The 24,576-nt window shown below is 63.6% G+C and carries 23 protein-coding genes and 3 tRNA genes; 8 read left to right on the plus strand and 18 right to left on the minus strand.

The features are described 5' to 3' along the window. Nucleotides 1-9: 9 nt before the first annotated feature. Together rpsG and rpsL are read right to left on the minus strand one after the other, a co-directional pair. The gene (gene rpsG, locus AC1ROK_RS24530) at nt 10-480 is read right to left on the minus strand and encodes a 30S ribosomal protein S7 (protein ID WP_055877935.1); all 471 of its coding nucleotides are present in this window, start codon (nt 478-480) and stop codon (nt 10-12) included. 12 nt (nt 481-492) lie between these two features. Next, on the minus strand, nt 493-864 hold the full coding sequence (gene rpsL, locus AC1ROK_RS24535; RefSeq protein ID WP_055049779.1) for a 30S ribosomal protein S12: 372 nt from the start codon (nt 862-864) through the stop codon (nt 493-495). Nucleotides 865-1,384: 520 nt separating this feature from the next. Here rpsL and AC1ROK_RS24540 point away from each other — a divergent pair. Continuing rightward, on the plus strand, nt 1,385-1,861 hold the full coding sequence (locus AC1ROK_RS24540) for a YbjN domain-containing protein (protein ID WP_492851816.1): 477 nt from the start codon (nt 1,385-1,387) through the stop codon (nt 1,859-1,861). A 21-nt stretch (nt 1,862-1,882) separates the two neighbouring features. Here AC1ROK_RS24540 and AC1ROK_RS24545 read toward each other — a convergent pair whose 3' ends face one another. The 11 genes from AC1ROK_RS24545 to secE all read right to left on the minus strand — a co-directional run bounded on the left by AC1ROK_RS24545 (nt 1,883) and on the right by secE (nt 17,431). Further along, the gene (locus AC1ROK_RS24545) at nt 1,883-2,548 is read right to left on the minus strand and encodes an O-methyltransferase (protein WP_492851818.1); all 666 of its coding nucleotides are present in this window, start codon (nt 2,546-2,548) and stop codon (nt 1,883-1,885) included. 119 nt (nt 2,549-2,667) lie between these two features. Further along, nucleotides 2,668-3,978: an esterase-like activity of phytase family protein gene (locus tag AC1ROK_RS24550; protein WP_492851820.1), complete on the minus strand. Its 1,311-nt coding sequence runs from the start codon at nt 3,976-3,978 to the stop codon at nt 2,668-2,670. Between the two features lie 144 nt (nt 3,979-4,122). Continuing rightward, nucleotides 4,123-5,022, minus strand: a complete 900-nt coding sequence (locus AC1ROK_RS24555) for a prohibitin family protein (RefSeq protein ID WP_492851822.1) — start codon at nt 5,020-5,022, stop codon at nt 4,123-4,125. Between the two features lie 192 nt (nt 5,023-5,214). Next, nucleotides 5,215-9,417, minus strand: coding sequence for a DNA-directed RNA polymerase subunit beta' (rpoC, locus tag AC1ROK_RS24560; RefSeq protein ID WP_492851824.1), 4,203 nt, complete (start codon nt 9,415-9,417; stop codon nt 5,215-5,217). A gap of 81 nt (nt 9,418-9,498) precedes the next feature. Further along, nucleotides 9,499-13,647, minus strand: coding sequence for a DNA-directed RNA polymerase subunit beta (rpoB, locus tag AC1ROK_RS24565; protein WP_492851826.1), 4,149 nt, complete (start codon nt 13,645-13,647; stop codon nt 9,499-9,501). Nucleotides 13,648-13,995: 348 nt separating this feature from the next. Continuing rightward, nucleotides 13,996-14,373 carry a 50S ribosomal protein L7/L12 gene (gene rplL / locus AC1ROK_RS24570; protein ID WP_492851828.1) on the minus strand — a complete coding sequence of 126 codons (378 nt, stop codon included), beginning with the start codon at nt 14,371-14,373 and terminating at the stop codon, nt 13,996-13,998. 71 nt (nt 14,374-14,444) lie between these two features. Beyond that, a complete protein-coding gene (gene rplJ / locus AC1ROK_RS24575) occupies nt 14,445-14,963 on the minus strand; it encodes a 50S ribosomal protein L10 (RefSeq protein WP_492851830.1) in 519 nt (172 codons plus the stop codon). A 337-nt stretch (nt 14,964-15,300) separates the two neighbouring features. Then, nucleotides 15,301-15,996, minus strand: coding sequence for a 50S ribosomal protein L1 (gene rplA, locus AC1ROK_RS24580; protein WP_492851832.1), 696 nt, complete (start codon nt 15,994-15,996; stop codon nt 15,301-15,303). 2 nt (nt 15,997-15,998) lie between these two features. Next, nucleotides 15,999-16,427, minus strand: a complete 429-nt coding sequence (gene rplK, locus AC1ROK_RS24585; RefSeq protein WP_055877963.1) for a 50S ribosomal protein L11 — start codon at nt 16,425-16,427, stop codon at nt 15,999-16,001. A 241-nt stretch (nt 16,428-16,668) separates the two neighbouring features. Continuing rightward, nucleotides 16,669-17,199 carry a transcription termination/antitermination protein NusG gene (gene nusG / locus AC1ROK_RS24590; protein ID WP_055877965.1) on the minus strand — a complete coding sequence of 177 codons (531 nt, stop codon included), beginning with the start codon at nt 17,197-17,199 and terminating at the stop codon, nt 16,669-16,671. A 34-nt stretch (nt 17,200-17,233) separates the two neighbouring features. After that, complete coding sequence (gene secE / locus AC1ROK_RS24595) at nt 17,234-17,431, minus strand: preprotein translocase subunit SecE (protein WP_492851998.1); 198 nt, start codon at nt 17,429-17,431, stop codon at nt 17,234-17,236. A gap of 374 nt (nt 17,432-17,805) precedes the next feature. On the opposite strand from secE, the gene AC1ROK_RS24600 reads away from it, so the two are divergent. Continuing rightward, a complete protein-coding gene (locus AC1ROK_RS24600) occupies nt 17,806-18,051 on the plus strand; it encodes a helix-turn-helix domain-containing protein (protein WP_492851835.1) in 246 nt (81 codons plus the stop codon). Here AC1ROK_RS24600 and AC1ROK_RS24605 read toward each other — a convergent pair. After that, nucleotides 18,021-18,314 (minus strand): hypothetical protein, encoded by a 294-nt coding sequence (locus AC1ROK_RS24605; RefSeq protein WP_492851837.1) that lies wholly within the window; start codon nt 18,312-18,314, stop codon nt 18,021-18,023. The genes AC1ROK_RS24600 and AC1ROK_RS24605 overlap by 31 nt on opposite strands. Before the next feature lie 709 nt (nt 18,315-19,023). Next, nucleotides 19,024-19,099: transfer RNA gene (locus AC1ROK_RS24610), tRNA-Trp, on the minus strand. A 169-nt stretch (nt 19,100-19,268) separates the two neighbouring features. On the opposite strand from AC1ROK_RS24610, the gene AC1ROK_RS24615 reads away from it, so the two are divergent. Then, nucleotides 19,269-19,547 carry a hypothetical protein gene (locus tag AC1ROK_RS24615; protein WP_492851839.1) on the plus strand — a complete coding sequence of 93 codons (279 nt, stop codon included), beginning with the start codon at nt 19,269-19,271 and terminating at the stop codon, nt 19,545-19,547. 83 nt (nt 19,548-19,630) lie between these two features. Here AC1ROK_RS24615 and AC1ROK_RS24620 read toward each other — a convergent pair whose 3' ends face one another. Then, a complete protein-coding gene (locus AC1ROK_RS24620; protein ID WP_492851841.1) occupies nt 19,631-19,798 on the minus strand; it encodes a hypothetical protein in 168 nt (55 codons plus the stop codon). A 97-nt stretch (nt 19,799-19,895) separates the two neighbouring features. On the opposite strand from AC1ROK_RS24620, the gene gcvA reads away from it, so the two are divergent. Continuing rightward, a complete protein-coding gene (gene gcvA / locus AC1ROK_RS24625; RefSeq protein WP_492851843.1) occupies nt 19,896-20,789 on the plus strand; it encodes a transcriptional regulator GcvA in 894 nt (297 codons plus the stop codon). A gap of 103 nt (nt 20,790-20,892) precedes the next feature. Here the strand turns inward: gcvA and AC1ROK_RS24630 are convergent. Next, a tRNA-Gly gene (locus AC1ROK_RS24630) sits at nt 20,893-20,966 on the minus strand. 125 nt (nt 20,967-21,091) lie between these two features. Between AC1ROK_RS24630 and AC1ROK_RS24635 the strand changes: the two genes are divergently transcribed. From AC1ROK_RS24635 to AC1ROK_RS24650, 4 genes are all read left to right on the plus strand, one after another. Then, nucleotides 21,092-21,487 carry a thermonuclease family protein gene (locus AC1ROK_RS24635; RefSeq protein ID WP_492851845.1) on the plus strand — a complete coding sequence of 132 codons (396 nt, stop codon included), beginning with the start codon at nt 21,092-21,094 and terminating at the stop codon, nt 21,485-21,487. A gap of 142 nt (nt 21,488-21,629) precedes the next feature. Beyond that, nucleotides 21,630-22,481 carry a sugar phosphate isomerase/epimerase family protein gene (locus tag AC1ROK_RS24640; RefSeq protein ID WP_492851847.1) on the plus strand — a complete coding sequence of 284 codons (852 nt, stop codon included), beginning with the start codon at nt 21,630-21,632 and terminating at the stop codon, nt 22,479-22,481. Continuing rightward, on the plus strand, nt 22,478-23,239 hold the full coding sequence (locus AC1ROK_RS24645; protein ID WP_492851849.1) for an NAD-dependent epimerase/dehydratase family protein: 762 nt from the start codon (nt 22,478-22,480) through the stop codon (nt 23,237-23,239). Before AC1ROK_RS24640 ends, AC1ROK_RS24645 begins: the two co-directional genes overlap by 4 nt. 80 nt (nt 23,240-23,319) lie before the next feature. After that, the gene (locus AC1ROK_RS24650) at nt 23,320-24,348 is read left to right on the plus strand and encodes a PAS domain S-box protein (protein WP_492851851.1); all 1,029 of its coding nucleotides are present in this window, start codon (nt 23,320-23,322) and stop codon (nt 24,346-24,348) included. Between the two features lie 47 nt (nt 24,349-24,395). Here AC1ROK_RS24650 and AC1ROK_RS24655 read toward each other — a convergent pair. After that, a tRNA-Tyr gene (locus AC1ROK_RS24655) sits at nt 24,396-24,480 on the minus strand. Nucleotides 24,481-24,576 lie beyond the last annotated feature (96 nt).

The raw sequence follows: 24,576 nt of genomic DNA on the forward strand, positions 1-24,576 counted from the left end.
AGCCTTCCGTTACCAGCGGTAGTGCGAGAAGGCACGGTTGGCGTCAGCCATACGGTGCGTGTCTTCGCGTTTCTTGACGGCCTGACCGCGACCGTTGACGGCATCCATGAGCTCGCCCGACAGGCGCTCCTTCATGGTGTGCTCGCCACGCTTGCGGGCGGACTCGATGAGCCAGCGGATAGCCAGGGCCTGCTGACGATCGGTACGAACTTCGACCGGGACCTGGTAGGTCGCACCACCGACGCGGCGCGAACGGACTTCGACGGCCGGGCGGATGTTGTCGAGGGCGGTGTGGAACACGCCGATCGGATCCTGCTTCAGCTTGGTCTGCACGATGTCAAAGGCGCCATAGACGATCGACTCGGCAGCCGACTTCTTGCCGTCCTTCATGAGCGAGTTCATGAACTTGGAGACAACGAGATCGCCGAACTTCGGATCGGGATTGACGACGCGCTTTTCAGCGGAGTGACGACGGGACATCTGGAATGCTCCTTACTTCGGCCGCTTCGCGCCGTACTTCGAACGGCGCTGCTTGCGATCCTTCACCGACTGGGTGTCGAGGACGCCGCGCAGCACGTGGTAGCGAACGCCCGGCAGATCGCGAACACGACCGCCGCGGATCAGCACCACGGAGTGTTCCTGCAGGTTGTGGCCTTCGCCGGGGATATAGGAAATGACTTCACGCGAAGTGGTCAGACGGACCTTCGCAACCTTGCGGAGAGCCGAGTTCGGCTTCTTCGGGGTCGTCGTATAAACGCGAGAGCACACGCCGCGCTTCTGCGGGTTTGCTTCCATCGCCGGTACTTTGTTCCGCTTGGGCTTGGATACCCGAGGCTTGCGGATCAACTGATTAATGGTCGGCATTGCGCTCTTTCCATCGGTCCGAAGTTCGTTGCGAAAGACGAAGGCAAACCAATAGGGCGCCAATTCCACCCCTAACGGGGCAGCGGCGCCTCTCATTGCAGCGGACCACCCAGCGTTGGCTGGGCGTTCATGCGCACGAAGATTTGTCGTCGTCTCTTGCCTTTGGCGATGTGTTTGAAGTTCCTGGATGCCCGCACAAGGTGGCAGATACCCGCGTGAACTTCACGACCGACCGCTAAGGTTGCGCCTCTATATGGTCAGTGAGTCCCCCCGTCAAGGATTCTTTGCAGCGGAACGTGATGCTCACGCTGCCGGAAATCCGGGGAATTTCCATCCACGGGCGGGATGGGGTCGGAGGGCAGAGCTAATCTGACCCGAGCGCATGGCTGGCGCCAGATCGTCGATGCAGTTTTCCTCGATTTTCGGGAATCGGGCGCAGCGTCCCCTGCCCCGCATTGGCCCGCCTGAGACAAAGGTGTATCAGTCGGCGCGACACCGGAGCCGAGTTGGGGAACAATCGATGAAGCTGGGACGCCTGCTGGTTGCCGTTACGCTGGGCGCTCTCGCCACGACATCGGCGCTCGCACAGAGCATTGTCGATGGCTCGAAGGTCGACGAGATCGTGACCATCGCCCGCGGCTATGGCGCGGCGACGCTCGAGAGCCAGGGCGACGGCAACCCGCGCATCGCGGGCAACATCAAGGGCGTGCCGTATTACGTGTTCTTCATGAACTGCACCGACCAGGCGGCGTGCGAAGACATCAACTTCTACGCGGGCTTTGCCAACATCAAACCCACGATGGATGCGCTCAACGCCTGGAACCGCGACAAGCGCTTCGGCAATGCCTATCTCGACGCCGACCTCGACGCGGCGATCGAGTATGACGTGAACCTCGAGTACGGCGTCACCCGCGAGAACCTCGATGCGGCGTTCGGGGTGTGGTCGGTGCTGCTCGAGCAGTACACCGAATATGTCGGCTACAAGCCCGGCCCCTGAGCCACGCCGGCCCCTCGAGCTTCAGTCGAGGATCATCACCGCGAAGCCGTCATAGCCCTTGGCGCCGACCGTCTGCAAGGCCGTGGCAGTGAGCCGCGGGTTGGCGGCGATCAAGTCGAACGCGCCGCGGCTGCCCAGCACGTTCGGGTCGCGGCTCTCCGCGTTGGCCACCTGACCGTCCCGCACCACGTTGTCGAGCACGATCACCGTACCGGGACGGCCGAGTTTGATGGCCCAGTCCAGGTAGACGGTGTTGTTCGGCTTGTCCGCATCGATGAAAACGAAATCGAACGGCTCGGGCTTCTCGCCGGCCAGCACCGGCAGTGTCTCCGCCGCAGCGCCGACGCGAACCTCGATCCGTCCGGAGTACCCTGCCCGCGCGATGTTCCGCCGCGCCACCTCGGCATGGTGCGGCTCGTATTCCAGCGTGACGATCGTGCCGCCCGCCGGCAACGCCTTGGCCATCCAGATGGTCGAGTAGGCGCCGAGCGTCCCGACCTCGAGGATGCGCTTCGCCCGGCTCATCCGGACCAGAAGGTGCAGGAACTTGCCTTGCGCCGCCGACACATCGATGGGCCGCAGCCCGTTTGCCGCGTTAGCCTTCAACGCATCGGCCAGCGCCTGGTCCTCATCGACCAGCCGGTCGACGATGTAGTCATCCACCCTGCCCCACAGTTCGGCGCTCATCGGCTTCTCTCCGCTCGTCCGGTCGGCTTCTACAGCGCGACTTATGACGCCTGCATGACAGCACGGCCAGGCAAAAGGAAGGGGCCGGTCGTGCGGCCCCTTCCCGGCTCTCGTGAGGCTTACTCGACCTTCAGGAAGTCGGCGACGTCGAGCAGCATGAACTCGTTGTCGTCGGCCCGGCCCTGCTGACGGCCCACCGAGTAAGGATAGTTGTTGTCGTTGGCGACGACGATCGTGGTCGGATCGACCAGATCGACATCCTCGATGGTCTCGAACGGGAAGGTGAAGACGCCGTCCTCGGTGCCGCGCGGCGCCACGCCGTTCGGATCCTTGATGGCGAGCAGGTCGATATAGGCGAGCTTGTGCAGCACACCATTGGCGTCGGCCTTGTTGAGATCGACCAGATAGATGCGCTTCAGCTTGGCCGGCTTGTCGGCCCAGGCGCCGCCCGAGCCCTGGTCGCGTTCGATGATCAGGGCGCGGTGATCATCGATCATGTTGAAGTCGCCGATCGAGTTCGCCGCGTCCTCCAGCGGATAGTAGCGTACCTGGTCGCCCCAGCTGTTGCTGTCGAGGTGAAACTCCAGCATGCGGATCGCCGGCTTGCCGTCGACCAGCTCGAGCGCGCCGGCTGTCTCGTCGAAGAAGGTCTTCTCGAGCAGCGGGTAGAGCGTCTTGCCGTCGGCCGACTGGGCCATGCCCTCATAGCCGCCTGAGCGCTGGGTGTTGACGCCGGCGAGCGGAGTGCCCGGATTGGGGGTGACGACGGTCTGGTTGTCCGGCGACTTGTAGTCGACATCGCCGATCTTGGTGGCGACGACCTTGAGCACCGTGCCGTCGGCGGCGACGTTGATCAGCCAGGGGCCGAACTCGTCGCCGAGCCAATAGGTGTCGCCGACCGGCTGGATCGACTCGATGTCGAAGTCGGAGCCGGTGAGATAGCGCTCCCTGGTGGCCTCGTTGACGATGCGGAACGGCACGACGCCGTTCGGGTCCTTGAGGAAGGTGGTCTTGTCCACCCCTACCCGGCCGTTGGCCCAGTCGAGCTTGAGCTCATGGAACATCAGCAGCGAGTCGGTCGAGGTGAGCTTGGAGCCGAAGCCGTTGTCGGTCAGCACCAGGAACCGATCATCGCCGAGCGAGCGGATGCCCGAGAACCCTTGGACCGCCTGCCCGGCATAAGGGCGCGCGAGGCCCGTCTTCGGATCGTGGATCGAGTAGAGCGCCTCGGTCTTCGGGCCATTGGTGAAGCGGCCGGAAAGGTTGAAATAGGCCGGAGCATCAGCCGGCGCCGGTGTGAAGGACTGGGCCGGCAGCTCGGCATGCGCTTTCAGCACAGCGTCGAACTGCTTCGGCGCGACCTCCTGGGCAATGGCGGCGCTGGCGAGTGCGACAAGGCTGACGCCGGCAATAAGGGCTTTGCGCAACATGAGATGCTCCTTTGGGTTGCGCGCCTCAGGTACCGATGACGTGTGTCGCTTGCCTCACAGAGCGGTTGCAGATTTGCGTCGGAGCGATGACGGAAATGAGAAAGGGCCCGACGGGCCCCTTCGGAGAGTGCTGAGCACGCCGCCTCAGGGTATCGAGGGCGTGGGTGTCAGGTTGAGGAACGGCACCGTACCGCCGGGTGGCATCACCGATGGCAGGACGCCGTCCCACTTTTCAGCCTGGACGAGCGCTACGACACCCGGGTTGTCCTTCAGCGCCTGCCCGCGTTGGTCGATCGCCGTCGCCTCGGCCCGGCCCTTGATCTCGATCGAGTAGGCCTCGGCTTCCGCGGCAAGTCGCACGGCCTGAGCATTGGCGGTGGCCGTGGCGACGACCGAGTCCGCTTCGGCCTGAGCCTGGGTGACGGTGATCTTGGCCTGCACTTCCTGCTGGGCCAGTTCCTGCTGCCGCTTCTGCACTTCGACGGTGGCGAGCTGCTTCTGCTCGATGGAGTTCTCGTAGGCAGCGGAGAACTTGATGTCCTCGACCTGCACGCTCTCCACCATGATCGGGTCGCCGATGCCGGCCTGCAGGGCGGCGAGCGCATCGAGGTTGAGTTTGGCGCGCTGCTGGATGACACCCAGGGCGTCGTACTGGCCGAAGACGTTCTTGAACAATGCCGGCACGCGCGGCTCGACCAGCCGGGCGATCATGTTGTCGACGCCACCATACTCGGCATAGACCTCGGCGCCGCTGCCCGGAATGACGTGATAGCTCACCGACAACCGGATCTGCGCCGGCTGCTGGTCGCGGCTGTAGGATTCCATCGACTCGAAGGTCTTGGTGTGGGACTGCAGCGACACCTCCTTCACATCGTCGACGATCGGCAGTTTGAAGTGGAGGCCCGGTCCAACCGTGCCGGTGACCGCCCCGTTGCGGAGCACGACCCCCTCTTCACCCTGGTCGATCTGGTACCAGGAGCCGAGCAGGATGACAGCGACGACGGCGATCACGGCGACGGCGATGGCAAGCGGCGGAATACGCATTGTATCTCCTGATGCTCAAGTCGTCGCCCGGCTGACGCACTGAATCGCGGACGAACGACGATGGGCGCAGCATGTCATGCAGCGATCGGAGTTTGTCCACGTCGCCGGCGCGGTTGTCGGCAGTTTCCTGCTCCTCGGAAAAGAGAAAGGGCCCCGGAGGGCCCTTTCGAAGTTCTGCAATGTGGCTGCCGATTACTCGGCCGGCTCCACCGGGGTCGGGGTCGGCGCCGGGATGGCGGCGGTCTCGGCCTGGCGGCGGCGCTCGTCGAGGATCATATCGTCGCGACGGGTAGCGATCGCCTTGGCCTTCGAGATGCCCGCGCCGGTACCGGCCGGGATCAGGCGGCCGACGATGACGTTCTCCTTGAGACCTTCGAGCAGGTCGGCCTTGCCGGAAACCGCCGCCTCGGTGAGGACGCGGGTGGTTTCCTGGAAGGACGCGGCCGACACGAACGAGCGGGTCTGCAGCGACGCCTTGGTGATGCCGAGCAGCACCGGGTTGGCCGTCGCCGGCTTCTTGCCGTCGGCAACCAGCTGGTCGTTGAGCTCGTCGAAGTCCAGCTTGTCGAGCTGCTCGTCCTTGAGCATGCCGCTGTCGCCCGGGTTCACGATCTCGACCTTCTGCAGCATCTGGCGAACGATCACCTCGATGTGCTTGTCGTTGATCAGCACGCCCTGCAGCCGGTAGACCTCCTGGATCTCGTTGACGAGGTAACGAGCAAGCTCTTCCACGCCCTTGATCGCCAGGATGTCGTGCGGTGCCGGGTTGCCGTCGAGGATGTACTCACCCTTCTCGATGGTGTCGCCTTCCTGGAGGTGGAACGGCTTGCCCTTCGGGATCAGGTACTCGACGGGCTCGGCGCCCTCCTCTGCGGCTTCGATGATGATCCGGCGCTTGTTCTTGTAGTCGCGACCGAATTTGATCGTGCCGGTGATCTCCGCGATGATCGCGTGATCCTTGGGACGACGTGCCTCGAACAGCTCGGCCACACGCGGCAGACCGCCGGTGATGTCCTTGGTCTTGGCGCTTTCCAGCGGGATACGGGCCAGAACGTCACCCGGCGACACCTTCTCACCCGGCTCGACCGCGATAACCGCGTCGACCGAGAGCAGGTACCGGGCCTCACCGCCGCGATCCAGTTTGACGACGGCGTCGCCACGCTTGATCGTGATCGCCGGCTTCAGGCCGTCGCTGCGCTGGCTGGTCCGCCAATCCGACACGACGCGCTTGGTAAAGCCCGTCGTCTCGTCGGTGGTTTCCGCCACCGAGGCACCGTCGACCAGATCCTCGAAAGCCACTTCGCCATCGACTTCGGCCAGCACCGGACGGGTGTAGGGATCCCATTCGGCGATACGCTGGCCGCGCTTGACCTCGGCGCCGTCATCGACACGGAGCTTGGCGCCGTACGTCACGCGGTGCGTGGCGCGGTCCTTGCCCTCGGGATCGAGGATGGCGATGGTCACGTTACGGCCCATGGCGACCAGCTGACCGCCCTCGACCTTGGCGACGTTGCGGTTGCGGATCTCGACCTTACCCTCGGCACCAGCCTCGAGATAGGACGAGTCAACCACCTGCGCGGTGCCACCGATGTGGAACGTACGCATAGTGAGCTGCGTGCCCGGCTCACCGATCGACTGAGCGGCGATAACGCCGACAGCTTCACCAATGTTGACCGGCGTACCGCGAGCGAGGTCGCGACCGTAGCAGGCGGCGCAGCAGCCCTGGCGGAGATCGCAGGTCAGCGGCGAGCGGATGCGCATCGACTGGACCTTGTAGCTCTCGATGAGCTCAACGTCCTTTTCGGTGAGCAGCGTGCCCTTGGGAACGATGACGTCGCCGTTCTCCGGGTTCACCACATCGTCAGCCGCGGTGCGGCCGAGAATGCGCTGCCCCAGCGAGGCCACGACCTGGCCGGCATCGACGATCGGCTCCATGGTGAGGCCGCGTTCGGTACCGCAATCGAGCTCGGTGATGATCGAGTCCTGCGCCACGTCGACGAGACGACGGGTCAGGTAACCCGAGTTCGCGGTCTTCAGCGCGGTGTCCGCGAGGCCCTTACGAGCACCGTGGGTCGAGTTGAAGTACTCGAGAACGTTCAGGCCTTCCTTGAAGTTGGCCGTGATCGGGGTCTCGATGATCGAGCCGTCCGGACGCGCCATCAGGCCGCGCATACCGGCGAGCTGCTTCATCTGCGCCGGCGAACCACGGGCGCCCGAGTGGCTCATCATGTAAACCGAGTTGATCGGCTTCTGACGACCCGTCTCCTTGTCGAACTGAACGGCAGCAATGCCCTTCATCATCTCTTCGGCGACCTTGTCACCGCACTTGGCCCAGGCGTCGACCACCTTGTTGTACTTCTCGCCCTGAGTGATCAGGCCGTCGTTGTACTGCTGCTCGAACTCTTCGACCTGCTTACGCGTGTCCTCGACGATTTTGTACTTCGAGGCCGGGATAACCATGTCGTCCTTGCCAAACGAGATGCCGGCGCGGGCAGCATGCTTGAAGCCCATGTCCATGATGCGATCGCAGAAGATGACCGTCTCCTTCTGACCGCAACCGCGATACACGGTGTCGATCATCTTGGAGATCATCTTCTTGGTCATCAGCTGGTTGGCCGTCGCATACGGCACCGCCGGATGCTTCGGAAGCAGCTTGCCCAGGAGCATGCGGCCCGGGGTCGTCTCGACGATCTCGGTCGTACGGTTGCCTTCCAGATCATAGACGTCAACGCGCCCCTTGATCTTGGAGTGCATGGTCACGACGCCGGACGCCAGCGCGTGCTCCAGCTCGCCCATGTCCGAGAAGGCCATGCCCTGGCCGGGCTCGCCCTCGTTCATCAGGGAGAGGTGGTAGAGACCAAGCACGATGTCCTGGCTCGGCACGATGATCGGCTGGCCGTTGGCCGGGTGCAGGATGTTGTTGGTCGACATCATCAGCACACGGGCTTCGAGCTGCGCCTCGAGCGAGAGCGGCACGTGCACGGCCATCTGGTCGCCGTCGAAGTCGGCGTTGAACGCCGCGCAGACGAGCGGGTGCAGCTGGATCGCCTTGCCTTCGATCAGGTGCGGCTCGAATGCCTGGATGCCCAGACGGTGAAGGGTCGGAGCGCGGTTCAGCAGAACCGGGTGCTCGCGGATCACTTCATCGAGGATATCCCAGACCTCGGGCTTTTCCTTTTCGACGAGCTTCTTGGCCTGCTTCACCGTCGACGAGAGGCCCTTGGCCTCAAGGCGCGAGTAGATGAAGGGCTTGAACAGCTCGAGCGCCATCTTCTTGGGCAGGCCGCACTGGTGGAGCTTGAGCTCCGGCCCCACGGTGATCACCGAACGGCCGGAATAGTCCACGCGCTTGCCGAGCAGGTTCTGACGGAACCGGCCCTGCTTGCCCTTGAGCATGTCGCTCAGCGACTTCAGCGGACGCTTGTTCGCACCGGTGATGGTGCGGCCACGGCGGCCGTTGTCGAACAGCGCATCGACCGCTTCCTGAAGCATGCGCTTCTCGTTGCGGATGATGATGTCGGGTGCCCGCAGTTCGATCAGGCGCTTCAGGCGGTTGTTGCGGTTGATCACGCGACGGTAGAGGTCGTTGAGATCGGACGTGGCGAAACGGCCGCCATCCAGCGGGACGAGCGGGCGGAGCTCGGGCGGAATGACCGGGATGACGGTCATGATCATCCACTCGGGCTTGTTGCCCGAGACGATGAACTGCTCGACGATCTTCAGGCGCTTGGCCAGCTTCTTGGGCTTGAGCTCAGTGGTCGCCTCGGCGATCTCGACGCGGAGGTCGGCGGCGATCTTTTCGAGGTCGAGCGAGAGCAGCAGGTCGCGGATGGCCTCAGCGCCGATCTTGGCGGTGAAGCTGTCGGCACCGTACTGGTCCTGGGCGTCGATATACTGCTCCTCGGTGACCAGCTCGTTCACGCCGAACGGGGTCAGGCCAGGGTCCAGCACAACGTACTGCTCGAAGTACAGGATGCGCTCGATATCCTTCAGCGTCATGTCGAGCAGCAACGCGATACGCGACGGCAGCGACTTGAGGAACCAGATATGGGCAACCGGGGCGGCGAGCTCGATGTGGCCCATGCGCTCGCGACGGACGCGGCTCAGGGTGACTTCGACACCGCACTTCTCGCAGATGACGCCCTTGAACTTCATGCGCTTGTACTTGCCGCACAGGCACTCGTAGTCCTTCACGGGCCCGAAGATGCGCGCGCAGAACAGGCCGTCGCGCTCGGGCTTGAACGTACGATAGTTGATGGTCTCGGGCTTTTTGATCTCGCCGTAGGACCAGCTCAGGATCTTCTCCGGGCTCGCGATGCTGATCTTCATCTGATCGAACATCTGAACCGGGACCTGCGGGTTGAACGGGTCCATGACGTGGTGATGAGTGTTCATCGGTAGACTCCTCTTATCGGAGCTCCCCGGCGGCTCGGGCCGGGAAGCGTCCGAAGTGAATGTGGGTTGAACTCGGCAGCCTTATTCCGCCGCGTTCTGAGGAGGTGCGAGCTGGTTGTCGGCGGGGCCGCCCTGGGGCAGCGCGTCGCCTTCAAACGTATCCAGCTCGACATTGAGGCCGAGAGAGCGGATTTCCTTGACGAGAACGTTGAAGCTCTCGGGGATACCCGCCTCGAAGGTGTCGTCGCCTCTGACGATCGCCTCGTAGACCTTGGTGCGACCAGCGACGTCGTCCGACTTGATGGTCAGCATTTCCTGCAGCGTGTAGGCGGCGCCGTACGCTTCGAGCGCCCACACCTCCATTTCGCCGAAGCGCTGGCCGCCGAACTGCGCCTTGCCGCCCAGCGGCTGCTGGGTGACCAGCGAGTACGGGCCGATCGAGCGGGCGTGGATCTTGTCGTCCACGAGGTGGTGGAGCTTCAGCATATAGATGTAGCCCACGGTCACCCTGCGGTCGAACTGCTCGCCGGTGCGCCCATCAAACACGATGGACTGGCCGGTGGAGTTCAACCCTGCCCGCGTCAGCAGGTCGACGATGTCGCTCTCCTTGGCGCCGTCGAACACCGGAGTGGCGATCGGCACGCCCTTGGAGAGATGCTCGCCAAGGCGGAGGATGCTGTCGTCGTCAAGCTGGGAGACGTAGTCGTCGCCTTCGTAGAGGGCGCTGATCTCCTTCTTGAGCGGCGTCATGTCGCCCTTCTGCTGGTAGGCCTTCATGATCTCGTCGATCTTCTTGCCCAGGCCGCGGGCGGCCCAACCAAGGTGCGTCTCGAGGATCTGGCCCACGTTCATGCGCGACGGCACGCCGAGCGGGTTCAGCACGATGTCGACGTGCGTACCGTCTTCCAGGTACGGCATGTCTTCGATCGGGGTGATACGCGAAACCACACCCTTGTTGCCGTGACGGCCGGCCATCTTGTCGCCCGGCTGGATCTTGCGCTTGGTTGCGACGAAGACCTTGACCATCTTCATCACGCCCGGCGGAAGTTCGTCACCGCGCTGCAGCTTGTCGACCTTGTCGATGAAGCGCTGCTCGAGCAGCTTGCGGCTCTCCTCGTACTGAGCATGGAGGGCCTCCATCTCGGCCATGACCTTGTCGTCCTCGAGGGCGAACTGCCACCACTTGGACCGCGGCTGGGCGTCGAAGGTCGCGTCGTTCAGCTTGGTGCCGTTGACATAGCCCTTGGGGCCAGCGGTCGCGGTCTTGCCGAACAGCATTTCCTTCAGGCGCGCATAGACGTTGCGGTCGAGGATCGACTGCTCGTCGTCACGGTCCTTGGCCAGGCGCTCGATTTCCTCGCGCTCGATGGCCATGGCACGCTCGTCCTTGTCGATGCCGTGGCGGTTGAACACGCGCACTTCAACGACGGTACCAGCATCGCCCGGCGGAACGCGGAGCGAGGTGTCACGGACGTCCGAGGCCTTCTCGCCGAAGATGGCGCGGAGGAGCTTTTCTTCCGGCGTCATCGGGCTTTCGCCCTTCGGGGTGATCTTGCCAACGAGGATGTCGCCGGCAGCGACTTCGGCACCGATGTGGACGATACCGGCTTCGTCGAGGTTCTTAAGCGCTTCTTCCGAAACGTTCGGAATGTCGCGGGTGATTTCCTCGGGACCAAGCTTGGTGTCGCGGGCCATCACTTCGTATTCCTCGATGTGGATCGAGGTGAACACGTCCTGCATGGCGATCTTTTCGCTGAGCAGGATCGAGTCTTCGAAGTTGTAGCCGTTCCACGGCATGAACGCGACGAGCACGTTGCGGCCGAGAGCCAGATCGCCCAGGTCGGTCGACGGACCATCGGCCACGATGTCGCCGGCGTCGACATGGTCGCCCACCACCACCAGCGGACGCTGGTTGATGCAGGTCGACTGGTTCGAACGCTGGAACTTCATCAGGTTGTAGATGTCGACGCCCGACTTCGACGCATCGGTCTCTTCGGTGGCGCGGATAACGATACGGGTCGCATCCACCTGGTCGACGATGCCCTTGCGCTTGGCGACGATCGCGGCGCCCGAGTCACGGGCGACGATCTTTTCCATGCCGGTGCCCACGAACGGAGCCTCGGCACGCAGCAGCGGCACAGCCTGCTTCTGCATGTTCGAGCCCATCAGGGCGCGGTTGGCGTCGTCGTTCTCGAGGAACGGGATCAGCGAAGCGGCGACCGAGATGACCTGCTTGGGCGAAACGTCCATCAGATCGATGGTCTCTTTCGGCGTCAGGCCGTTATCGCCGGCGTGGCGGGCCACGACCAGGTCGTCGGCGAACTCACCCTTGGCGGTGAGCTTGGCGTTGGCCTGAGCGACGTAGTGCTTGGCCTCTTCCATCGCCGACAGATAGACGACGTCGTCAGTCACCTTGCCGTCCACGATCTTGCGGTACGGCGTCTCGATGAAGCCGTACTTGTTGACGTGGGCGTAGGTCGCCAGGTTGTTGATCAGGCCGATGTTCGGGCCTTCCGGCGTCTCGATCGGGCAGATACGGCCATAGTGGGTCGGATGCACGTCGCGGACTTCGAAGCCGGCGCGCTCACGGGTGAGACCGCCAGGCCCGAGCGCCGACAGGCGACGCTTGTGCGAGACTTCCGACAGCGGATTGGTCTGATCCATGAACTGGCTGAGCTGCGACGAGCCGAAGAACTCGCGCACCGCGGCAGCCGCGGGCTTCGCGTTGATCAGGTCCTGCGGCATGACGGTGTCGATCTCGACCGACGACATACGCTCCTTGATCGCGCGCTCCATGCGGAGCAGCCCGAGACGATAGTGGTTCTCCATCAGCTCGCCGACCGAACGCACCCGGCGGTTGCCGAGGTTGTCGATGTCGTCGATCTCGCCCTTGCCGTCGCGCAGGTCGACGAGGGTACGAACCACCTCGACGATATCCTCCTTGCGCAGGATCCGGACGGTGTCCTCGACGTCGAGGTCGAGGCGCATGTTCATCTTCACGCGGCCGACGGCGCTCAGGTCATAGCGTTCGCTGTCGAAGAACAGCGACTTGAACATGGCTTCGGCGGTTTCGACGGTCGGCGGCTCGCCCGGACGCATCACGCGGTAGATGTCGAACAGCGCGTCTTCGCGAGACTCGTTCTTGTCGACGGCCAGCGTGTTGCGCAGGTAGGCGCCCACGGTGACGTGGTCGATGTCGAGGATCGGCAGCGCGTCGAAGCCGGCGTCCTTGAGCTTGTTGAGCAGCTTCTCGTCGATCTCGTCGCCGGCTTCGGCGAAGATCTCACCGGTCTTGAGGTTGACCAGGTCCTGCGCGATGAACTGACCGTAAAGGTCCTCTTCCACCACAGCGAGGTGGGTCAGGCCGTTCTCGGCGAGCTTCTTGGCCTGGCGCGGCGAAAGCTTCTTGCCACCTTCGTGCACGACGTCGCCAGTCTTGGCGTCGATGAGGTCGAACGTCGGCTTGGCGTTCTTCATCTTGTCGGCGTCGAATGGCTTCTGCCAGCCGGTCTTGGTCTTCTCGAACTGCAGGGTGTCGTAATAGGTGTCGAGAATTTCCTCAGCATCCATGCCGAGCGCCTTGAGCAGCGAGGTCACCGGAATCTTGCGGCGACGGTCGATACGGGCGAACACGATGTCCTTGGCGTCGAACTCGATGTCGAGCCAGGAACCGCGGTACGGGATGATGCGGGCGGCGAACAGGAGCTTACCCGAAGAGTGGGTCTTGCCCTTGTCGTGATCGAAGAACACGCCGGGCGAACGGTGCATCTGCGAGACGATAACGCGCTCGGTGCCGTTGACGATAAAGGTACCGTTCATGGTCATGAACGGCATGTCGCCCATGTAGACGTCCTGCTCCTTGATGTCCTTGACGGAGCGGGCGCCGGTCTCTTCATCAACTTCGAACACGATCAGGCGAAGCGTGACCTTGAGCGGCGCTGCGAACGTCATGTCGCGCTGACGGCACTCGTCGACGTCATACTTCGGCTGCTCGAACTCGTATTTCACGAACTCGAGGGAGGCAGTGTTGGAAAAGTCGGTGATCGGAAAAACCGACCGGAAAACGGACTGAAGCCCCTCATCGTTACGACCGCCCTTGGGCTCGTCGACGATGAGGAACTGATCATAGGAGGCCTTCTGGACCTCGATCAGATTGGGCATCTCCGTGACTTCGCGAATGCTGCCGAAAGACTTGCGTACCTTGCGGCGGCCGTTGAAAGTGGTAGCCATACCAGCTCCTCAAATTTCTCGATGTCTCGGAGGCAGATGTCCAAAGGCCCGACTATCAGCCGTCGGGCATCAGGACATCGGCCTTGCTTCTTTTCATCGGGGCCCGGTGAGAGGGAGGGAACCCCGGTCATTACGCACTCGTTTGCGCGGGACTGCTTCTGCCCCGTCGCAACTGCACTCGAATTCATCTGCGCTCGATGAGCGCCATCCGAACTCCGAAATTTTGATTGTCCTGCCCGGCCATCCAATCGCGCGGGTGGAACGCGTCCCAAATACCATAAATGCGACACAAATAAGGCAGCGCGGCAAATTCGCCGCGCTGCCCCAGATCGTTGTCCGTAGACGAGCTTACTTGAGCTCGACCTTGGCGCCGGCGGCTTCCAGCTTCTTCTTGATGTCTTCGGCTTCCGCCTTCGAAGCGGCTTCCTTGACGGCCTTCGGAGCGCCTTCGACCAGCGCCTTGGCTTCGCCGAGGCCCAGGCCGGTGATGGCGCGGACTTCCTTGATGACGTTGATCTTGTTCTCGCCGAACGAGGCGAGGATCACGTCGAATTCGGTCTTCTCTTCAGCGGCGGCAGCCGGGGCAGCGCCCGTGGCAGCGGCGGCAACGGCGACCGGAGCGGCAGCCGAAACGCCCCACTTCTCTTCGAGAAGCTTCGACAGCTCGGAAGCTTCCAGAACGGTCAGGGCAGACAGGTCGTCTACGAGTTTGGCGAGATCAGCCATTTGAATTCACTCTCTTTGATGTTTCAGTTCGAACCGTGGAGGGCCGGAACGGCCCCACGTGGGTAGTTTGCCTATGCTGCATTGCTCTTCTCGGCGTGCGCCGAGATAACCCGTGCAACCGCACCGCCAGGGGCCTGCAGGACAGACGCGATACGCGTGCCGGGCTGCTTGAGCATCCCTGCGAGCGTGGCGCGAAGCTGGTCCAGCGACGGCATCGTGGCGAGCGCCTTGACGTTGTTCGCGTCGAGCCCGGTCTTCCCCATTGCGCCACCGAGAACCACGAACTTCTGGTTCTTGTCGGCGAAAGCGGCCGCGACTTTCGGCGCGGTCATGGGATCCTTGGCGAAGGCGACGACGGTCGGACCTGTGAACAGGGCCGAGATGTCCGCGTTGTCGGTATCCTTCAGAGCAAGCTTGGCGAGGCGGTTCTTGGCCACCTTGATCGTACCGCCGGCCTGCTTCATCTGCTTGCGCAGAGTCTCCAGGTCAGCAACGGTCAAGCCGGCATTCTGGGCAACCACGATCGACCCGGCCGCCGCGAACGACGACTGGAGCGAGGTGATGAGCTCAGCCTTTTCCGCTCTTTCCACTGCTAGTCTCCACATTTGGCCCGGAGATAGGTCCCGGACCGTTTGCCAATTGCTGCCCTCCGTCTGGAGTGCAGCGGTTGATGCCTGTCAACCGGCTGACCGTCGGAGGGCGAAATGCCCCTTGGCGGCAACTGGCCTGGTTCGAACCGGACAAGTATCCGGTCTTCACCCCATCTATGCGGGCCCCTTGCTCCTTTGATCGCGCGCTAGCGCGTCGCTGGCTCGGGATTAGCGCCCTTTCGGGCAGACCCGCAGTCTCGGACAGGACTTCACCGATCCGAAGATCGGCATCCCGGCGGCATCGCTGCCGCCAGGAATTCTAACTTACCCGACGGTCTTAAGCGTTGACCGACGAGGGATCGACGTGGACGCCGGGGCCCATGGTCGAGGACACGGCGACGCGCTTGACGTAGGTGCCCTTGGCGCCAGCAGGCTTGGCCTTCTGGACGGCATCGGCGAACGCCTTGATGTTCTGCAGCAGAGCTTCGTCCGAGAACGAGGCCTTGCCGACGCCGGCGTGCAGGATGCCTGCCTTCTCGACGCGGAACTCGACGGCGCCGCCCTTGGCAGCCTTGACGGCACCGGCGACGTCGGGGGTCACGGTCCCGACCTTCGGGTTCGGCATCAGATTGCGCGGGCCGAGGATCTTACCGAGACGGCCGACCAGCGGCATCATGTCCGGGGTCGCGATCACGCGGTCGAACTCGATCTTACCCGACTGGACGATCTCGACGAGATCTTCGGCGCCGACGATATCGGCGCCGGCCTTGCGGGCCTCATCGGCCTTGGCGTCCTTGGCGAACACGGCGACGCGAACGGTCTTGCCGGTGCCATTGGGGAGGTTCACCACGCCTCGGACCATCTGGTCGGCGTGACGCGGGTCGACACCCAGGTTGAACGCAACTTCGACGGTCTCGTCGAACTTCGCCTTGGCGCGTTCCTTGACCATCTTCACGGCGTCGCTGAGCGCGTAGAGCTTCTTGCGATCGATGCCCACGCGGGCGGCGTCAGTACGCTTACCGAGCTTGCTCATGATCAGCCTTCCACCTGAATGCCCATGGAGCGGGCGGAGCCGGCGATCATGGTCGCGGCCTGGTCGACGTCATAGGCGTTGAGATCGGCCATCTTCTTTTCGGCGATCTCGCGGATCTGCTTCTGCGTGATGGTGCCAGCAGATTCCTTGCCCGGAAGCTTGGAGCCGGACTTCAGGTTCACGGCCTTCTTGATCAGGTAGGTGACCGGCGGGAGCTTGGTCTCGAAAGTGAAGCTCTTGTCGGCATAGATGGTGATCACGACCGGGGTCGGGGCACCCTTTTCCTGCTCGGCGGTCTTCGCATTGAAGGCCTTGCAGAATTCCATGATGTTGAGGCCGCGCTGACCCAGCGCGGGGCCGATCGGGGGCGACGGGGTCGCCGAACCGGCCGGGACCTGAAGCTTCAGGTACCCAGTGATTTTCTTTGCCATGGTTCAATCTCCATATGTGCCCAGGATCGGGCGGATGATCCGCGTCACCGGATCTGTGAGACGCCGTGGTCCGGGCTTTACGAACGGTTGGCGACCGCCCTGCCCTCCCACGGTTTTCCGCAACCTCTCGGCCGCAGTACCGGCTTTCGCCGGAATTCCTAGTCGTGCTTGCGCAACGACGCATAAGTCAGTCGTGCTTGCGCAACGACGAGTAGTCAGTCGTGCTTGCGCAACGACAGGATCAGACCTTCTCGACCTGACCGTATTCCAGTTCGACGGGCGTCGGACGCCCGAAGATCGAAACTTCCACCTTGAGGCGCGAACGCTCCTCGTCGACCTCTTCCACAACGCCGTTGAAGCTGGCGAAGGGACCGTCGGAAACGCGTACCTGCTCGCCGACCTCGAACGAGACGGACGGCTTGGGATGCTCGACGCCTTCCTGCACCTGCTGCAGGATGGCCATGGCTTCCTTCTCCGAGATCGGCATGGGCTTGTCGCCCGAACCGAGGAAGCCGGTGACCTTGGGCGTATTCTTGATCAGATGGAACGCCTCGTTGGTCATATCCATCTTCACCAGCACGTAGCCCGGGAAGAACTTGCGCTCGGCGTCGACCTTGCGACCGCGACGCATCTCCACGACCTTTTCGGTCGGCACGATCACGTCGTCGAACAGGTCTTCGAGCTTCTTCTGCGCAACCTTCTGGCGGATGTCTTCCGCCACCTTGCGCTCGAAGTTCGAGTACGCCTGAACGATATACCAGCGCTTGGCCATGCCGCGTCGAAGCTCCTAATAATCCGTTTGCCGCTTAGCGGATCGACAGCATCAGCTGCACGAGCCAGGAAATAAGCTGGTCGGCCGCGAGGAAGAAAATGCTCGCGATGACCACCATCACCAGCACCATCACCGTCGAGACCAGGGTCTCGTTGCGGGTCGGCCAGGTGACCTTGCCGACTTCCTGACGAACCTCTTGCAGGAACTTCAGCGGGTTCAGTGCAGCCATCAGCTCTACTTTCGGTCGGGCCGTCAGGCCAAAAACGAAGAACCGCGCGAGTCACCCCGGGCGGCTTGGGAAGCGGTATCTAATGGCTTGCCTCCGCTATTGCAAGCCCCAATGACACGGTGATGTCGGCGCGCCGACGCCCATCCACGAGGGCTGTCAGCCATCCGTCAGCTTGCCTTCATTACCACAGGCGCACGGACCCGCGGCGTGATTCTGGGACCATGAGATGGGGGCGCTTTTGCAAGCGATGACGCAAGCCCAGTTTGGGCAATGGCTGCCGGTGGCGATCATGATCGCCGCCGCCGTCGCCGCCTTCCTTGTTGCCCTCGATCTCAGCCTCTACCTGCCGGTCGAAATGGAATAGCGCGAGGCGTCCGATGCTCAACGGCTACGACCTTAATCCCGATCCAGCAGCAGCGCTGCAACTGGTCGGCCTGCAGGCCGCCGACGTCGAGCGCGAACTGATCCTTGCAACGCTTCGCGCCACCCACGGCAATCGCACCCACGCCGCCGCCATCCTTGCCATCAGCATCCGCACGCTGCGCAACAAGCTGCACGAGTATATCGAGGACGGCATCGACGTGCCGCCGCCTCACGACGCCGGGAAATCCGACGAGGCATAGAGCCGGCGCATCGCGACGCTGTCGTAGCGCTCGCCATCGACTTCGAGCGTCGCTGAACTCAGCTTGCCGGGCAGCAGCGATTCCATCGCATATCGCAGCGCCAGCGCTGCCGACGGGAAGCGCCGATAGTCGAGACCGGCCTTCCGCCCGACCTGCACCGGAAAGTAGAGATCGGCCGGTTCGGCGTAGTCGAACGGACGGGACAGGTCCTCGCCGCCGGCGCTGGCTGCGAGATCGGACCCGGAATCGGGCCTGCGGGGCATGGCGTCTGTCCCCGTCAGCCGAAACTCGTGCCGAAGCGCAGCAACGGCGCCAACACGAAAAGCGCGCCGAGCGTGATGAAGAAGCTCAGCGCCACCGTCAGGGTGCGACTGGGCAAGCGACGAACCACGGCGGGCGCCGCGTCGGGATGATCCACGGGCATATGGGGGGTCGCTTTCGCTGGTGGCGCGTTCGTGCGCCGGAGCACTGTACCCCCTCCCCCGGAAGATCCCTAAGGAATTCGCCCCTCCAGGCCGACATGTCATTGTTAAATGCGCCGGTGGGCACGACGCCTTAGGTTGAGCGCTTCGGGAGGAAGCGGCGGGCTGCAGACTCCGGTGGCAACTCTTGTCGCGCCCGCCGACTTTCTCGAGCGAGGGCACCATGCTCGAGACGATCCTTCTCAAAGCTCTGTTCGCGACCCTCGTCGCCGCGATGCTGGCGACGCCGGTCGCGATGTATCTCGGGCTGTTGTAGCCGACCGGCATCCGACGTTTACGCTGCCGCTGCGCATCCACCCAGGGCTGGCAAAAGGGCTGGCTCGTCCGGATCGATCCCGTCGCCGCTGGACCGATCGGCACTGGGAGCTCATTCGGAAGAAGAAGCGATAGCAGCCTGAAGCGCTCGTTGGCGCATCGACTGCTGTGTGCCGCAAGTTGAAATGTACGGAGGAAACCAGCGCCGAGGTCGTTCGCCTCGGCTAGGAGCAGGTGGCAGGGGCAGAAGGACTTGAACCCTCGACCCTCGGTTTTGGAGACCGATGCTCTACCAACTGAGCTATACCCCTAAACCTGCGGCCCTCCCTCTACTGAAAAGCCTCGTGCCGCGCAAGTGGCAAGGGGGCAACCTTCGCGTGATGATTGCGCGTCGCTGTGGCGCGGGATTACGCTTCGTGCCGCGCGCCTGAGGCCTTCACCAAGCGGAGGCCGCGCGTTGGAGGTAACCAGGGGAAATAGATGAAGAGACTCGTTCTCGTTGCCGCGTTCGTCGCGTCAGGTTTCGCCGTGCCTGTCCTGCCCACCGCTGCCGCCCCGGCGCTGTCGGATTCGGAAGTGAACTGCCTGATCTTCCCGGTCCTGAAAAAGGAATGCTGGGAGAAAGGCGCCGAGATGCTGAAGGCGACGCCGAAGACGGTTGCCGCGGCGACCGAAACCACCGCGACCAAGCTGAAGCTGCCGACGCTGTGGACCTGCACCGCAGCACCGAAGGGCTCGGGCCACCTGCTCGACTGCTGATCTCGAATCTACCCGCACGAACAGAAGGCCCGGCAGCGATGCCGGGCCTTTCTCATGGTCCGCCGCCGAAGCGGCGCAGCTCATCATGGATGGTGAAAAGGATAGTGCGTGTCGTTGGCGCCAATATCAGTGCGCAGGTACGAACTCAGTTCGCGGATATCGGCCACGGGGTGGGCGCGACGCGGCAGGATGGCGTGCTTCACCCAGCCGATCAGGCGGGCAGCGCGGGACTTGGGGGCTTGGTAGAGCATTTCGATCACCGTCAGCTTTGATGCGTGTGAGGGATAGATGCGCCCCCAGAGCTTTGATTTCCAACCAAAGCTCGAGTATCATGCATAAGGAGGCCTTATGTCTGATCACTTACCCCCACTCGCTGCGATCCGCGTCTTCGAGGCTGCGGCCCGGCACCTGAGCTTCACCCGCGCCGCCCAGGAACTGGGCATGACGCAGGCTGCGGTGAGCTACCAGATCAAGCTGCTGGAAGAGCGCGTGGGCGCGCCGCTGTTCTTCCGGCGGCCGCGCGAGGTGGCGCTTACCGAGGCGGGCGAACGGCTGGCGCCGGACGTGAGTCGCGCCTTCGACATCTTGCGCGAGGCCTTCATCGATTTCGGTGAACGCGAGCACGGCACGCTGATCGTCAACACCATGCACACCTTCGCGGCGCAATGGCTGGCGCCGCGGCTCGGGATCTTCCAGCTTCGGCATCCGGAAATTGCCGTGCGGCTGGAGACCACCGGGCGGCTGGTAGATTTCGGCCGCGAGGAAGTGGACGTCGTGGTGCGCGCCGGCAAAGGCGTCTGGCCGGGCCTCGCAGCCTTCAAGCTGATCGACGTACGGTTTACGCCGATGCTGTCACCGGCGCTGGCGGCGACGATCGGTGGAGTCCACGAACCGGCGGATATCCTGAAACTGCCGCTGCTCGACGCCGACGACCCGTGGTGGATCTTCTGGCTCGACGCCTATGGCCTGCCGCACGACGTGCTCAAGCAACAGACGACCCCGTCGATGAACATGCAGACCTTCGACGCCATCGCCGCAATGGCCGGCCAGGGCGTCACCCTACTCACCCCCGATTACTTCCAGCGCGAGTTGGCCGAGGGCCGGCTGATGCAGCCGTTCGAGCGGGTGATCGACGAAGGCACCAGCTATTGGCTGGCCTACCCCGAGGGGCGCCGCAACGTGCCCAAGATCAAGGCATTCCGCGACTGGGTGGTCGAGGAAGCTAAGAAGCCGATCAGTTGAGGGGGGCGGCGGGCTGGAACGCGTGAAGGGAAGCGAACCATGGAGGAGCAGCCCGCCTCGCGGACCAAGGCGAGAACGAGGGGCGGATCCACGGATCGTGCGCTGGAGCGGGTGAAGGGAATCGAACCCTCGTCATAAGCTTGGAAGGCTTCTGCTCTACCATTGAGCTACACCCGCGCCGAAGCGCCAGCGCTTCTTAGTGGCTGAGGCGCGATGCTGGCAAGCCTCTTCGAGCCCACCCAGGCTTCTTCAATCCCAGCATTGTGCGTTGCCCACGAGCCGCATCGGAGTCAGCGTGGGGCATGCGCGCCGCGATTGCCCTGTTGATGCTGCCGCTGCTGGCGGCCCCTCTCCCGGTTCACGCCGAGGATGCCCGTTTCATGCTGTGCGAGGCCCTGCCCCACCTCAACTGTGTATGGTCCGGCGACAGCTTCTATTTGCGCGGCAAGATCGTCCGCCTTGCCGACGCCGTTACGCCGGAGCGCTACACCTCGGAATGTCCCAGGGCGAGCCAGCTCTCGTGGCGTTCGGCGCTGCGGCTGCGTGACCTGCTGAATGCCGGGACGTTCGAGATCGGGGATCCAGATGGATCGCAGCTGGCGGTGGTGACGCGGGATGGGCAGTCGCTGGGTGCGCAACTGATCACCGAGGGGCTGGCCCGGGCGAGGACGCCGGAATCGCCGAACTGGTGCGGATAGCTGGCCCTGCCCCAGGCCGAAGCCCTGCCCACCGGGAGGCGAACGTATAATTGACTCCGGGCCCCGGCGCCGGATGGATGCCCGCGTCTCGAGGAGGACGATGATGCGGCTTGGTATGAGCGGGTGTTTTTTGCCCGCGGACATGAATGACCTTACCCCCCAGATGTGCCGACGGGTTCGCGATGCAGGTTTTTCCGGCATCTTCACGCGCTTTCGCGACAACGACCCGCTGACCGCGTCACGCGAGGACGCGGCGCGGCTGAAAGCGCTGCTCGCCGACGAGGGCGTGTCGTTGTTCCAGACCACCGGCTACTGGCAGAACCTCGTCACTTCCGACGAGACGGCGCGAGCGCAGTCGGTGCGCGTGGTGCAGGCGGCGCTGCAACTCGCAGGCTGGCTGGGCGCCCGCGGCATCGACACCGGCCCCGGTTCGATGAACCCCGATGGACCCTGGTTCCCGCATCCCGACAACTGGACGGCCAGGGCCGAGGACCAGTTGGTCCGTTCGCTCAAGGAGTGCGCCAAGGCGGCAGAGGATGCCGGCGTGTTCCTCAGCCTCGAATCGCACTCGCTGGTGACGCCCCGCACTCCCGAGATCGCGGGCCGCATCCTCGACGCAGTGGATTCGCCGTGGGTGCGCTGCGACTACGATTCCGCCAACTGGATCACGCTCGAGACGATCTACGATACCGGCGGCGCGCTCAACGCGCATTTCGACCTGCTCGGCCGCCACATCTGCAGCGCCCACGCCAAGGACATCTGGGTGGAGAACCGGCTGGCGATCCACCTGCAGGATGGCTGCCCCGGCAAGGGCCTGATGGACTTTGCGACGCTGTTCAGCCGACTAGAGGCGCTCGACCCGGACTACCCGCTGATCGCCGAGGGCAACTCGAGCGAGGAACTGCCCGAAGTCGGGGCGCTGTTCCACCGGATCGCCGGGGAGCGCGGCATCCGCATCCTCGATGTCGGCGACAAGCCGGAGGCGGCGCGATGAAGCTGCTGCTCGTCGGCGGAGCCGGCCATGTCGGCCAGCTGATCACGCCCTATCTGAAGGCAAGGCACAGGCTCAGAGTGCTCGACCTCGCCCCGCCCGCCGACCCCGACGTCGAGCACGTGAGGGGTTCGGTGCTCGACCCCGAGGCGATCCGCCAGGCGCTCCAGGGTGTCGACGGCTTCGTCTGGCTGGCGATGCGCAGCGCCCAGGGCGGCATGGTCACCGACCAGGACATCGAAACTATCGTCAACAATTATGACTTGAATACCAAGGCACTGCACCTGTTTCTTTATCTGGCGCAGGAAGCGGGCGTGAAGCGCGGTGTCTACACCAGTTCGATGAGCGTCCACTATCGAGGTCGCCCGAACTACCCCGGCGAGGACCAGGTGCCGCTCGACTCGCCCTCCGTCTATGGCCTCAGCAAGGGCTTGGGCGAAGAGATCTGCGCCTATTTCGCGCACTGGTTCGGCATGAACATCATCGGGCTCAGGATCAGCGGGCCGCGCAAGCGTGCCGACTACCTGGCCCAACGCCGCAACCCGCAGCGCGCCGGTGACGGCAGCTATGTCTACCCGCTCGACGAGGAAGATATGGCGAACGCCTATCTCGGCGCCATCGAAGCGGTGACTCCGCCGGCGACGGGCCGGTTCGAGGCGTTGTTCATCGTCGGCGACGAGACCGGGGGGGAGCACGACCTGTCGAAAGCTGCGCGGCTCATCGGCTGGCAGCCCCGCTCGCACCGGCTGCTGACGGAATAGCCGAGGACACAAACAATCCCATCGACAACCGGAACCAACAGGCGTCCGCTTCGTTCATTGCCGGGTTGCTGGGGGACCGTATGCAGGGCGAACGACAGACCGACGAGGGCGAGCGCATCGTTGAGGCGCGGCTGGCCGCGATCATTGATTCTTCCTTCGATGCGGTGATCGCCAAGGATCTGAACAGCATCATCACAGACTGGAACCCGGCCGCCGAGCGGATGTTCGGCTATTCGGCCAAGGAGGCGATCGGCCAGTCGATCACCATGCTGATTCCGCCGCACCTGCAGAGCGAGGAAACCGACATCATCCGGCGCATCCGCGCCAACGAGCGGATCGAAAGCTTCGAGACGGTCCGGCTGCGCAAGGACGGCAGCACGGTGTTCGTCTCGCTGACCGTATCGCCGATCCGCAACCCGCGCGGCGAGGTAGTGGGCGCTTCCAAGATTGCGCGCGACATTACCCAGACCAAGGAAAGCGAGCGGCGCATCCGGGTATTGCTGCGCGAGATCAACCATCGGGTGAAGAACCAGTATGCGGTGATCCTGTCGCTGATCCGCGAGACCGGGCTGAGTTCGGTATCGATCGACGAGTTCCAGCAGAAGATTCGCACCCGCATCGCCAGCCTCGCGGCCTCACACGACCTGCTGGTGCGCTCGGAGTGGACCGGTTCCACGCTGGCCGAACTGGTCAAAGCGCAACTGGCGCCGTTCGGGCACGAACAGCTGGTGACGATATCGGGGCCGCTCGTCTCGATCTCGCCCAACGCCGTGCAGAACCTCGGCATGGCGTTTCATGAGCTGGGGACCAACTCTGCCAAGTACGGTGTGCTGGCCGGCGTGAGCGGCACGGTCACAGTGTCGTGGTCGGTGAGCCGAGGTCCGACGCCCGAGCTGAAGGTCAACTGGGACGAGGCATTCGACGAGCCGCTGGTGCCGGAACCGCAAACGGGGCGCGGGTTCGGGACCGTGGTGCTGGAGCGCGTAACACCGGTCGCCCTCAATGGGCGCGCGAACACCACGCGGACCGCATCGCGCATCACCTGGACGCTGGAGGCGCCGGTGAGTTCCATAGTGGTGGAGGAAGGTGGCGCGGACAGCGACGCCTGACGCCGAGCATTGCTTTCGGCTCTGAAGCTACCGGCCATGTCAGGGGGTGGTGGAGGGGACTGGATTCGAACCAGTGTACGCTAAGCGAGCAGATTTACAGTCTGCCGGATTTAACCACTCTCCCACCCCTCCATTCAGAGCCGGAGAAACGAACGGCGCCCGTCCCCGGGCGCGTCGTCGGGGCGGTTTATGTCGGGGCGGTGAACGCCTGTCAACACCCAATCCGCC

This window comes from Devosia sp. GW821-FHT12F11 (assembly GCF_058806655.1).

What these genes read in the sequence shown, in the direction of transcription:
- AC1ROK_RS24555 (WP_492851822.1), bottom strand. Translation starts at nt 5,022, where the DNA reads ATGCGTATTCCGCCGCTTGCCATCGCCGTCGCCGTGATCGCCGTCGTC.
- rpoC (WP_492851824.1), bottom strand. Translation starts at nt 9,417, where the DNA reads ATGAACACTCATCACCACGTCATGGACCCGTTCAACCCGCAGGTCCCG.
- AC1ROK_RS24540 (WP_492851816.1), top strand. Translation starts at nt 1,385, where the DNA reads ATGAAGCTGGGACGCCTGCTGGTTGCCGTTACGCTGGGCGCTCTCGCC.
- gcvA (WP_492851843.1), top strand. Translation starts at nt 19,896, where the DNA reads ATGTCTGATCACTTACCCCCACTCGCTGCGATCCGCGTCTTCGAGGCT.
- AC1ROK_RS24600 (WP_492851835.1), top strand. Translation starts at nt 17,806, where the DNA reads ATGCTCAACGGCTACGACCTTAATCCCGATCCAGCAGCAGCGCTGCAA.
- AC1ROK_RS24605 (WP_492851837.1), bottom strand. Translation starts at nt 18,314, where the DNA reads ATGCCCCGCAGGCCCGATTCCGGGTCCGATCTCGCAGCCAGCGCCGGC.
- AC1ROK_RS24645 (WP_492851849.1), top strand. Translation starts at nt 22,478, where the DNA reads ATGAAGCTGCTGCTCGTCGGCGGAGCCGGCCATGTCGGCCAGCTGATC.
- AC1ROK_RS24550 (WP_492851820.1), bottom strand. Translation starts at nt 3,978, where the DNA reads ATGTTGCGCAAAGCCCTTATTGCCGGCGTCAGCCTTGTCGCACTCGCC.
- rplK (WP_055877963.1), bottom strand. Translation starts at nt 16,427, where the DNA reads ATGGCAAAGAAAATCACTGGGTACCTGAAGCTTCAGGTCCCGGCCGGT.
- rpoB (WP_492851826.1), bottom strand. Translation starts at nt 13,647, where the DNA reads ATGGCTACCACTTTCAACGGCCGCCGCAAGGTACGCAAGTCTTTCGGC.
- AC1ROK_RS24650 (WP_492851851.1), top strand. Translation starts at nt 23,320, where the DNA reads ATGCAGGGCGAACGACAGACCGACGAGGGCGAGCGCATCGTTGAGGCG.
- nusG (WP_055877965.1), bottom strand. Translation starts at nt 17,199, where the DNA reads ATGGCCAAGCGCTGGTATATCGTTCAGGCGTACTCGAACTTCGAGCGC.
- AC1ROK_RS24640 (WP_492851847.1), top strand. Translation starts at nt 21,630, where the DNA reads ATGAATGACCTTACCCCCCAGATGTGCCGACGGGTTCGCGATGCAGGT.
- rpsG (WP_055877935.1), bottom strand. Translation starts at nt 480, where the DNA reads ATGTCCCGTCGTCACTCCGCTGAAAAGCGCGTCGTCAATCCCGATCCG.
- rplA (WP_492851832.1), bottom strand. Translation starts at nt 15,996, where the DNA reads ATGAGCAAGCTCGGTAAGCGTACTGACGCCGCCCGCGTGGGCATCGAT.
- AC1ROK_RS24615 (WP_492851839.1), top strand. Translation starts at nt 19,269, where the DNA reads ATGAAGAGACTCGTTCTCGTTGCCGCGTTCGTCGCGTCAGGTTTCGCC.
- AC1ROK_RS24635 (WP_492851845.1), top strand. Translation starts at nt 21,092, where the DNA reads ATGCGCGCCGCGATTGCCCTGTTGATGCTGCCGCTGCTGGCGGCCCCT.
- AC1ROK_RS24620 (WP_492851841.1), bottom strand. Translation starts at nt 19,798, where the DNA reads ATGCTCTACCAAGCCCCCAAGTCCCGCGCTGCCCGCCTGATCGGCTGG.
- AC1ROK_RS24545 (WP_492851818.1), bottom strand. Translation starts at nt 2,548, where the DNA reads ATGAGCGCCGAACTGTGGGGCAGGGTGGATGACTACATCGTCGACCGG.
- rplL (WP_492851828.1), bottom strand. Translation starts at nt 14,373, where the DNA reads ATGGCTGATCTCGCCAAACTCGTAGACGACCTGTCTGCCCTGACCGTT.
- rpsL (WP_055049779.1), bottom strand. Translation starts at nt 864, where the DNA reads ATGCCGACCATTAATCAGTTGATCCGCAAGCCTCGGGTATCCAAGCCC.